The 9,869-nt window shown below is 67.6% G+C and carries 7 protein-coding genes; 2 read left to right on the top strand and 5 right to left on the bottom strand.

The genetic code is table 11. The features are described from left to right. Nucleotides 1-17: 17 nt before the first annotated feature. The gene (locus ACYVF6_RS32640) at nucleotides 18-1,046 is read right to left on the bottom strand and encodes an aldo/keto reductase (protein WP_460526760.1); all 1,029 of its coding nucleotides are present in this window, start codon (nucleotides 1,044-1,046) and stop codon (nucleotides 18-20) included. A 55-nt stretch (nucleotides 1,047-1,101) separates the two neighbouring features. Here ACYVF6_RS32640 and ACYVF6_RS32635 point away from each other — a divergent pair, with 55 nt between their 5' ends. Together ACYVF6_RS32635 and ACYVF6_RS32630 are read left to right on the top strand one after the other, a co-directional pair. Beyond that, nucleotides 1,102-1,818 (top strand): TetR/AcrR family transcriptional regulator, encoded by a 717-nt coding sequence (locus ACYVF6_RS32635; protein WP_460526758.1) that lies wholly within the window; start codon nucleotides 1,102-1,104, stop codon nucleotides 1,816-1,818. After that, complete coding sequence (locus ACYVF6_RS32630) at nucleotides 1,811-2,488, top strand: RibD family protein (protein ID WP_460526756.1); 678 nt, start codon at nucleotides 1,811-1,813, stop codon at nucleotides 2,486-2,488. Before ACYVF6_RS32635 ends, ACYVF6_RS32630 begins: the two co-directional genes overlap by 8 nt. Here ACYVF6_RS32630 and ACYVF6_RS32625 read toward each other — a convergent pair. From ACYVF6_RS32625 to ACYVF6_RS32610, 4 genes are read right to left on the bottom strand one after another with little or no spacing between them, the layout of a single operon-like run. Beyond that, complete coding sequence (locus ACYVF6_RS32625) at nucleotides 2,469-6,386, bottom strand: glycosyl hydrolase family 28-related protein (RefSeq protein WP_460526754.1); 3,918 nt, start codon at nucleotides 6,384-6,386, stop codon at nucleotides 2,469-2,471. The two genes, ACYVF6_RS32630 and ACYVF6_RS32625, sit on opposite strands and share 20 nt — an antisense overlap. 10 nt (nucleotides 6,387-6,396) lie before the next feature. Then, nucleotides 6,397-7,332: a carbohydrate ABC transporter permease gene (locus ACYVF6_RS32620; protein WP_460526752.1), complete on the bottom strand. Its 936-nt coding sequence runs from the start codon at nucleotides 7,330-7,332 to the stop codon at nucleotides 6,397-6,399. Nucleotides 7,333-7,337: 5 nt separating this feature from the next. After that, complete coding sequence (locus tag ACYVF6_RS32615) at nucleotides 7,338-8,288, bottom strand: ABC transporter permease (RefSeq protein WP_460526750.1); 951 nt, start codon at nucleotides 8,286-8,288, stop codon at nucleotides 7,338-7,340. Further along, a complete protein-coding gene (locus ACYVF6_RS32610; protein ID WP_460526748.1) occupies nucleotides 8,285-9,835 on the bottom strand; it encodes a type 2 periplasmic-binding domain-containing protein in 1,551 nt (516 codons plus the stop codon). Before ACYVF6_RS32610 ends, ACYVF6_RS32615 begins: the two co-directional genes overlap by 4 nt. Between the last annotated feature and the right edge of the window lie 34 nt (nucleotides 9,836-9,869).

Raw genomic sequence — 9,869 nt, 5'->3', positions numbered from 1 at the left:
GTGGGCATGCCCTGGGCTCAGCGTTCGCTGTCGAGGTTGGCGAACTGCGCGTCGTCGTAGCGCCGGCCGGCAGCCGCGCCGGGTGGGACGGCGGCCTCGATCGCCCGCAGATCCTGCTCCGACAGCGTGATCTCCTGTGCTGCCAGCGATTCGGTCAGCTGCTCGCGCCTGCGGGCACCGATCAGCGGAATGATGTCGTCGCCGCGGGTAAGGACCCAGGCGATCGCCACCTGTGCCACCGTGACGCCCAGGCCGTCGGCCACGCCACGCAGGGCTTCGACCAGGCGAAGGTTCGCCGTCAGGTTCTCGCCCTGGAAGCGTGGGCTGCGGTTACGGAAGTCGCCCGCCGCCAGCTCGCGCGACGGGTCCCAGCGGCCGCTGAGCAGACCGCGCGACAGCACGCCGTACGCCGTGATTGCCACGCCGAGCTCACGTGCGGTCGGCAGGATCGATGCCTCGATTCCCCTGGACAGCAGGGAGTACTCGATCTGCAGGTCGACGATCGGGTGCACGGCCGCCGCCCGGCGCAACGTCTCCGCGCCCATCTCCGACAGCCCGATGTGGCGGACGTAACCCGCCTCGACCATCTCGGCGATCGCGCCGACGGTCTCCTCGATCGGCACGTTGGGGTTGAGCCGGGCCGGCCGGTAGACGTCCACATGGTCGGTGCCGAGCCGGCGAAGCGTGTACGCCAGCCGGTCCTTCACGCCAACGGCGTCAGTCTCTGCCGGCGCGTGCTGGAATGCACCCGACGGGTCCTTGCGCCCGCCGAACTTCACGCTGATCAGCACGTCGTCGCGGTTGCGTGTGCGCAGCGCCTCGCGGATCAGCAACTCGTTGTGGCCGGAGCCGTAGAAGTCTCCGGTGTCGAGCAAGGTGACGCCGGTGTCCAGCGCCGCGTGGATGGTGGCGATGCCCTCGGCCTCGTCGGCTGGGCCGTACGCGTCTGACATGCCCATCGTGCCGAGGCTCAGCGCCGAGACGACTGGGCCCGTGGTTCCAAGCTTGCGTTGCAGCATGATCTCCCTTTCCAGTGGTAACGTCATGACCGTATCACCGATACCAATATGGCGCTAACGCTCGAGTGTTACCATCGATTGCATGGGCGTGGAGGAGAAGCCGGACACCAGGCAGCGGATCGTCGATGCGACGTCCCGGCTGCTGGCCGACGGTGGTCGCGACGCGGTGACGACGCGCGCGGTAAGCGCGGCCGCGGGTGTGCAGCCGCCGACGATCTATCGGCTGTTCGGCGACATGCGCGGGCTACTCGACGCGGTGGCCGCGCACGGCTTCTCCACCTACCTCGAGAAGAAGATCGCCCGCCCACCGGCCGGCGATCCGGTCGACGACCTGCGCGAGGGCTGGGATCAGCACGTAGAGTTCGGCGTCTCGAATCCCGAGCTCTACTCGCTGATGTACGGCCAGACCCATCCAGACCAGCAGTTCGAGGCGGCGGCCAAGGCCGCGGAGCTGTTACGCGGCCTGGTCGAGCGGATCGCGGCTGCCGGCCGGCTGCGCCTCGGAGTCGAGGAAGCCGCGCAGCTGCTGCACGCGACCGGACTCGGCGTGGTGCTCACGCTGATCGCCACGCCACCCGGCCAACGCGATCCGGAGCTGTCGCAACGTACCCGTGAGGCAATCCTCTCCGCCATCACGCTCGACCCGCAGCGTGGGCGATCGAGCGCACGCAAGCCCAGCGCGGCCAGCCACGCGGTTGCGCTGAAGGCCGCGCTGCCGAACCTCGGCGACGTGCTCTCCGAAGCCGAACGCGGCCTGCTGGCGGAGTGGCTCGACCGGATCGGCCGCAGTCGTGCCTGAGCCGAAGCCTGCGCGGCCTTACGTCGTGCTGTCGGCGGCGATGTCGATCGACGGCTACCTCGACGACAAGAGTGACCAGCGGCTGTTGCTGTCCAACGACGAGGACTTCGACCGCGTGGACGAGGTCCGCTCGAGCGTCGACGCGATCCTCGTCGGTGCCGGCACGATCCGCGCCGACGACCCGCGGCTGCTCGTCCGTTCACCCGTCCGCCGGGCGTCCAGGGTGGCGCGAGGGCTGGCCGAGAACCCGGTGAAGGTCGCGCTGACCGCGCGCGGCGAGCTCGACTCGCAGTCGCGGTTCTTCACCACCGGCGACGGCGAGAAGCTCGTCTACGTTGGCGAATCCGCGCTCGAGCCGGCCAGGGCGAACCTCGGCGGCGTCGCCACCGTGGTCGCCGCGGGTGATCCGCTCGACCTGCCGGCCGTGCTCGCAGACCTGTACGCCAGGGGCGTCCGCCGGCTGATGGTCGAGGGTGGCGGCCGCGTGCACACGGAGTTCCTCACCGCAGGCCTGGCCGACGAGCTGCAGCTGGTGGTCGCGCCGTTGTTCGTCGGCGACCCGAAGGCTCCGCGGTTCGTGGCGGCCGGGCGTTATCCACCCGGCCGCCTGCACCTCACCGAGTCGCGCCGGATCGGTGACTGCGTTCTGCTCAGCTTCCAGCTGTCGTGAAGTTCGCCCGCAGGTCGAGGTCGGCGTCGACAGTGACCGTCAGCGCCGGCGAGGTCGCCACCACGGTGCCGTTCGCCGTCCAGTTCACGAACGTGTAGCCACGCGCGGCACGGGCCGTCGCGGTGACCTGGCTGCCGTGCTCGTACCTGCCCGGCTCGGTCTCGTTGCCGGTCAGCGCGACCGTGCCCGCGCCCGCCGGCGCGACCGCCGTGGTCACCGCGTGCTGCACGAGGTTGATCGCCATGATGTTGTACAGCCGGGCCGGTCCGCTGCTCGTCGTGCCGTTGTAGCGCAGCAGGTTCGTCACCGTCACCTGGCCTGAGCCGACCTGCACGGTGTGCCCGTCGGCGCCGAGGTTGTCGGTGCCGAAGTCGTACGCGGTCACCTCGCCCGACTGCACGACGAGCCCCTCGTGGAAGCCGTAGCCGAACGCGTTCAGCACCGTGAGGCGACTCGCGCCGTCGACGGTCACGAGCTCCGACCGCGTGCGCATGTACGTGTCGATCACCTGCGGGAAGATGTCGCGCTCGGCCACCCAGTTCGGGCGCAGGTAGCCGACACGCGCGATCGCGTTGCCGTTCGACAGCAGGCCTTCGATGCGCCCGCGGTCGCTCGCGCCGACGTGCACGGTGTGGTTGAAGAACGCGCCGGTGAGCTTCCGTACGACGAAGCCGTCGTTGGCGTGGGTGGCGAAGTCGACACCGTTCCACGCGTTCGGCATGCCGGCGTTGACGACGTAGGTCTCGTTGCCGTCGCCTCGGACCGCGTACGGGTAGGGCACGAGTCCTTCGGCGGCCGCCGGGTTGTTCTCCGGATAGAAGACGCGCAGCCCGCGTACGCCCGCCCGGTTGCCGGCCAGCGTGAGCAGCGCGGTCGCCGACTCGGGGTTCGTGGTGCCGCGGCCTTCGAACGCCATCAGCACGGTGCCGCCGCTCGCGCCGAGCTGGTCACGGTTGGGCACCGCCGACGCGCCACGCAGCTCGACGTTCGCCGGAATCCGAAGGTGAGTGGAGATGCGGTACCAGCCCGCCGGCAGGTAGACGATCCCGCCGCCGTCGGCCCCGGCCTGGTCGAGCGCGCGCTGCACAGCCTGCGTCGCGTCCTGCACTGGCAGGTATGCCGTGCCTCGCGGTGCGTTGAACGGCGCCTTGGTCGCGTCGTACAACACGGCCCGCGCGGGCTTCGGCAACGGCCTCTGTTCGTACGTGGGAGGCGTGCCCGCAAGGATCGGAACCCTGCCGGCCGTGTCGCCGATGAGCTTTGCTCCGGTGACCTTCACGAAGCCTTCCGAGCCGTTGTCGATCGCGTGCGTGCTGCCTTCCAGGACACCGCCGGAGAAGACGAGCCCCCAGCGCGAGTCGAAGTTCTCGACCTTCAGTGCCACGTCCGTCCGCCGGATCTCGGTCTGCAGGAAGCTGCCGGCGAAGCTGATCCGCTGGCCGGGGACGATGTGGATGCCGACCTTGTAGTCGGCTGCCGAGAGCCGGTAGAGCTGCTCCCACTCCAGGTCGCCGAGCGCGAACGCCGTCCCGTTGGCTCGCGTCCAGGCGTCCAGTGCGGGCCGCGCCGGCGGACGGAACTCCTTCGGCGCCGATGCCCAGTAGGCATTGGAGAACGTGACGTTCTCCCAGGTGCCGACGTCGGCGCCGTTGTAGGCTCGCGCGCCCTCGAGCAGCGCCGTGCCCTTGACGTTGCGGATCGTCGACGACTCGTGCACCTGCCCGGAGCTCGGTGCCGCGCCGCCGTCGCTCGGCATCGTGCTGATGCCGATTCCCTTGTAGGAGTTGAGCATCGTGACGTCGGAGACTGTCGCCATCATGTAGTTCTCGGTGCCGATCCAGGCGCCACCTGGGATCTCGAAGGTGAAGTTGTACGGCACCGGCTCGGTGGCGCTCTGCCGCGGATAGTACGTCGTCACGCCCATCACACCGGCGCTGCCGCCGATCCGGAACAGCGCCGGCCCGTCGGCGCCTGGCGGCAGGTCGGCCACCACGACCGTTCCGTAGCCGCCACTGCCGGCGTCGGGATCACGCCGGTCGCCGCGGACAGTGCAGAACGCGTGCACCTCGATCGTGTCGCTGACCTTGTACGTTCCGGCCGGCAGCCAGACCGTGCCGCCACCGGCGTCGTAGCAGTCGTAGATCGCGCGCTGGATCGCCTTGGTGGAGTCCTGCCGGCCGGTACGGTCGGCGCCGTAGTCGAGCACGTTGTAGTCGGCGACCACCGCGTCCTCGGTCGGGAACGCCGTCTTGACCAGCGCCGGTCTCGGCGGCACGATGCGCAGGTTGCGGATCTCCAGCTCCCTTACGGAGAAGGAGTCGGAGCCTTCGCCGTACCCGTGCGCGACCAGCCGGACGTAGCGCGCGGTCGTGGTCGCGAACCGCGTCCGGGACGTACTCCCACCGCCGGTCGCGCCCCAGCGACCGGCAGCGGAGTAGGCGGAGCCGTCCTCGGACAGCTCGATCGTGTAGTCGGGGGAGTAGCCGGCTCCCCAGGCCACACGCACCTCGTTGACCGGCTGCGCCCGGCCGAGATCGATCAGCAGCCACTCCCCGCCGGCACCCGCCGCGCTCGTCCACGCCGTGTTGTCGTCGCCGTCGATCGCCTGCCCGGCAGGGCTTCCACTCGCGCTGCTGCTCGCCGTCGCGGTCGCGTCGCCGGTGAGGTTGGTGTCGACCACCTTGTCCAGGAACGCCTGCAGTGTGTCGTACAGGTCGTGCAGCGCCATCTTGACCTCGGCCTCGGGCGCGTCCGGATCGTCGAGAACGCCTTGCGCGGAGTCGATCGCGCCGGCGAGCGTGGCCTTCGATCCGACGGGATACTGGCCGTCGCGGTCGCCCTCCCTGGCCGTCCGCAACGTGCGCGACGCGTCGCCGGCGAGCGCGCGGAGGCCTTGTTTCACGTCGAGCTCGGCGGCGACGACCGCCACCTTCACCGCCGCGACCTTCATCTCCACCGGTGAGCCGCCGAGCGCGATCCGCAGGTCGGAGCCATTGGACCGGTTGGTGAGGATGGCGTCGTCCAGCCCGAACGTGTGCGTCTTCCAGGTCTTGGTGTCGCCGTAGGCGAAGACCGGCGAGTTCTTGAACTTGTCGCCGAGTTCCTCACCCGGCGAGTCGTACTGCAGCAGGAACGACCCGTTGCCCTCGTCGAAGTAGTCCACGCTGATGAGCACCCTGTTCCGGTTGTCGTACAGGAAGGTGTCGTCGACGTTCAGATAGAAGTACAAGGTGCTCGGCGCCGGCGAGGTGCGGTTGCTCTGCCAGTACGACCGGCCGTCGAGCGTTCCCGTGACGAGACCCTCGGCCTGGTCGCCGGCGCGTACCGAGATCCGGTCCTGCCTGGGCACCGCGCCGAAGTCGACGCGGGCGCCGGCCGTGCTGACGCGGATCGACGACACCGTGATGTCCTGCGCCGCGGCCGGGTCGGCGAGGCCGAGCTCGAGATCGGCACCATTGATCCCGTTGCCGAACCTCACGCCGGTCAGGTAGAACGTGCCGGTCTTCCACTGGCCGGTGTCGCCCAGTGCGAGCGTCGCGCTCGGCTGCGGATCGCTACCGGTGTCGTACTGCATGGCGAGCTCGCCAGTGCCGGTGTCGAGGTACGTGACGCTCACGCTCACGTCGTCGTCGGCGAGGCCGTCGACGTACTCCTGGTCGAGGTCGAACAGGAAGTAGCGGGTGTCGGCGGCGTAGTTGGTCTTCCAGTAGTTCGTACCGGTCTGCAGGCCCTCGGCGTTGTCACCGGCGTGAGCTTGGATCCCAAGCGTGGTCGGCGTCGCGCCCAGGTCGGCGCCGACGCCGCTCGGGTACATGACAGGCTCCGCGGCTGCGGGGAATGGCGCCAACGCGGCAGCGGCGACGGCCAGGGCCGCCAGTAGAGGGAGCCGTACGGACATTGGGTCTCTCCTAACCCTTGACCGCTCCGAGAATGATGCCCTTGACGAAATAGCGTTGCAGAAAGGGATAAGCCAGCAGGATCGGAACCGTCGAGAAGATGATGGTCGCCGCCCGGATGTTGTCGGCCGACACCACGATCTGCTGGAGGTCGTTGTTCGGTGCGTTGGATCCGCCCATGCCGAGCATGCTCTGGTCGATGATGATCGAGCGCAGCACGACCTGCAGCGGAAACTTCGAGCTGTCGGTGAGGAAGAACAACCCCGTGAAGAAGTCGTTCCAGTGCGCGACACCGTAGAACAGGCCGATCGTCGCGATCACGGGCTTCGACAGCGGCAGGATGATGTGCCACAGCACGCGCAGGTCGCCGGCGCCGTCGATGCGTGCCGACTCCTCGATCTCGCGCGGGATGCTCCAGAAGAAGTTGCGCATCAGGATGAGGTTGAACGGTGACACCAGGCCGTAGACCACCAGCACCCAGATGCTGTTGATCAGGCCGAGCTGCTTCAGCAGCAGGTACGTCGGGATCAGCCCGGCGCCGAACAGCATCGGCACGATCACGATCCACATCAGGATCCGGTAGCCGGGAATGTGCGTCTTCGACAAGCCGTACGCCGCCGTCGTGGTGAACACCAGGTTGAGCGCGGTGCCCACGACGGTCGCGAACACCGTGATGCCGAAGCTTCGCATCAGAACCGGCGTCTCGAAGATGTACTGATACGCGTCGAACGTCCACGCCTCCGGCACCAGCATCAGCGGATGCTCCGCGATCGCCGAGCTGCCGCTGAACGACTTCGCCAGGATGTTCAGCATCGGCAGCAACGTCAGGAGGCCGAGCAGGACCAGCACGGCGTAGATGAGCGCGTCGGCCCACCAGGGATTCCTGTCGAGCGCCGATCGCCGCCTGGTGACCTCCTTGCGGCTCACCAGGCCGGCGTCGGGGTCCATTCTCGTCACCATATGGAACGCTGCCCCATTCTGCGTAGCACGAGGTTCGCCGCCAGGATCATGACGAGCCCGACCACACCCTTGAACAGGCCGACCGCGGTCGCGAGCTCGAACTGCGCGTCGAGCAGCCCGACCCGGTAGACGTAGGTGTCGATGATGTCGCCGACCTCGAGTACCGCGCCGTTGTAGAGCTGGAACACCTGGTCGAAGCCGGCGTCGAGGAGGTTGCCCAGCGACAGCACGAGGAGCACGGCCATCACCGGTCGAAGACCTGGCAGCGTGATGTGCCAGATCTGCCGCAGTTTGCCCGCGCCGTCCACCCTGGCCGCTTCGTACAGGTTGGCGTCGATGCCCGAAAGCGCTGCCAGGTAGATGATCGCGCCCCAGCCGAACTCCTTCATGATGCCGGTCAGCACGAGCACCGAGCGGAACGTGTCGGGGTTGGTGAGGAAGTTGACCCGATCACCGCCGGCGTCGACGATCAGGGTGTTCAGGATGCCGGTCGGCCCGAAGAGGTTGACGATGATGCCCGCGAACACCACCCAGGAAAGGAAGTGCGGGAAGTACGTCACCGTCTGCACGCCGCGCTTGAACCACATCCGGCGAACCTCGTTCAGCAGCAGCGCGAAGATGATCGGCACCGGGAAGCCGAACACGATGCGGTACAGGCTGATCAGCAGCGTGTTGCGGATCAGCTCGGGGAACTTGTCGGACGCGAACAGTGTCTCGAAGTGTTCGAACCCGACCCATGGGCTCTCCCACATCCCCGAGAAGACCTTGAAATCCTTGAACGCGATCTGCAGGCCGATCATCGGGACGTAGGCGAAGACCACGAAGTAGACGATCGTGGGCAGGACCAGCAGGTAGATCCAGCGAGATCGCCAAGCCAGCTTGGCCTTCGCCTTCGCTCTGGCCGTGATCCTTCCTGGGACAGCGCTCTGGGTCGCGAGCTTCATGAAGCGGCGTAGTCCGGTCGCGACTTGTCCTTCTGCAGGGAGTTGACCTCCTCGAGGATCTTGCCGCCGCCACCGGACTTCCACTTCTCGACCGCGTTGTCCCAGTCCTCGCGGGTGACCTTGTGGTTGATGATGCTGCTCTCGGCGACCTTCTGGATGTGGTCCTCGTACAGCCGCGTGCCCTGCTCGGCCTCGGTCGGCGAGATCACCGTGGGGTCGCGGAAGTCGGGGTACTCCTTGCCGGTGTACGCCTCGAACTTCTGCTTGATGTAGTCGAACCGGTCGCTCACGCCGGCGGCCTCGAAGCTGAGCTTCGTAGCGTCCCAGTCGAGCTTCTCGGAGAAGTCGCCGAGGAACGACAGCGGCTCGATCTGCGGGCCCTTGTAGGCGTTGGCGCGGTCGACGTCCGGAATCGGGACGTTCTTGCCGGCCTTGACGTGGTAGGTCTTCCCGGGCAGGCCGAAACGGCGGAAGTTCGAGCCGTCGGTCAGGGTGTACTCCAGGAAGTCGAAGAAACGCCCCGGGTCCTTCAGCTTCGCCGACACGTAGAAGCCGCGGTCCATCGGGAACACCTGGCGGCTGCCGCCGAGCTCACCGAGCGGCGAGACGACGCCGATCCTGCCCTTCTTGTCGACCTTGGCGAGGTTGGTGACGATGTCGGTGTACGCGCCCCAGTGCTCGACGGCCATCACGGCCTTGCCGGCCTTGAGCTTGTTGGTGGAGAAGTTCGGTTCCTTGTTGACGCCGTAGTCGGGGTCGAGCAGTCCGCGCTTGTGCAGGTCCTGCAGCCAGAAGTAGAGCTCGATCTCCTTCTCCTTCATGAACCACGGGATCAGCGTGTCCTGGTCGTTCGGGTCGGGCTCCCAGCCGCTCTTGGCGACGCCGAACGACGTGGCGAGCTCCTTGGTGTGCCACTCGTACCCGATCGTGAACGGGATGCGGTCGGGGTACTTCTGCTTGATCCGCTCCAGCGTCCGCACGAAGTCCTCGAGCGTCTTCGGCTCCTCGAGGCCGGCCTGGTCGAAGAGGTCCTGGCGGTAGTAGAGCGAGAACGGCACCTGCGGCCAGATCAGGTTCGGGATGAAGTAGGTGTCGCCCTTCTCGTCCTTCAGCAGCTCCCAGATATTGTCGGGCACCGCTTTGCGTACGGCCGGGTGCTTCTCGAGGTGCTCGTCGATCGGCGCGAACGCGCCCTCGTCCTGGGCCTCCTTCCACACACCCGAGATCGGGCCGAGGCCCCAGAGCACGTCGGGGATGTCGCCGGAGGCGAGGATCGTGTTGACCTTGGTGTCGAAGTCGATGACCGGGATGATCTGGACGTCGATATCGACCTTCGCGCGCCTCTCCAGCTCCTTCTCGTACGCGCCGTTCTTGGTGTAGGTCGCCGGGCCCCAGGTCGGGCGCAGGTAGGTGAACGTGAACGGGCCCTTCGAAGCCGAGCCACCGTCGTCGCCGCCGCAGGCGCTCAGCGAACCGGCGGTGACGGTCGCCAGTAGGGCACCGGTGGCGCCGGTGAGGAGCTGTCGCCGGCTGAGTGGACTGACCATGAATGCCCTCCCTGTTGCTGATCTCGTGCTCGGA

The sequence above is a fragment of the Flindersiella endophytica genome (assembly GCF_054779015.1).
This window is presented reverse-complemented; position numbering and strand designations above follow the sequence as displayed.

Coding starts and splice junctions, on each gene's coding strand:
- ACYVF6_RS32635 (WP_460526758.1), top strand. CDS start 1,102: ATGGGCGTGGAGGAGAAGCCGGACACCAGGCAGCGGATCGTCGATGCG.
- ACYVF6_RS32640 (WP_460526760.1), bottom strand. CDS start 1,046: ATGACGTTACCACTGGAAAGGGAGATCATGCTGCAACGCAAGCTTGGA.
- ACYVF6_RS32625 (WP_460526754.1), bottom strand. CDS start 6,386: ATGTCCGTACGGCTCCCTCTACTGGCGGCCCTGGCCGTCGCCGCTGCC.
- ACYVF6_RS32620 (WP_460526752.1), bottom strand. CDS start 7,332: ATGGACCCCGACGCCGGCCTGGTGAGCCGCAAGGAGGTCACCAGGCGG.
- ACYVF6_RS32615 (WP_460526750.1), bottom strand. CDS start 8,288: ATGAAGCTCGCGACCCAGAGCGCTGTCCCAGGAAGGATCACGGCCAGA.
- ACYVF6_RS32610 (WP_460526748.1), bottom strand. CDS start 9,835: ATGGTCAGTCCACTCAGCCGGCGACAGCTCCTCACCGGCGCCACCGGT.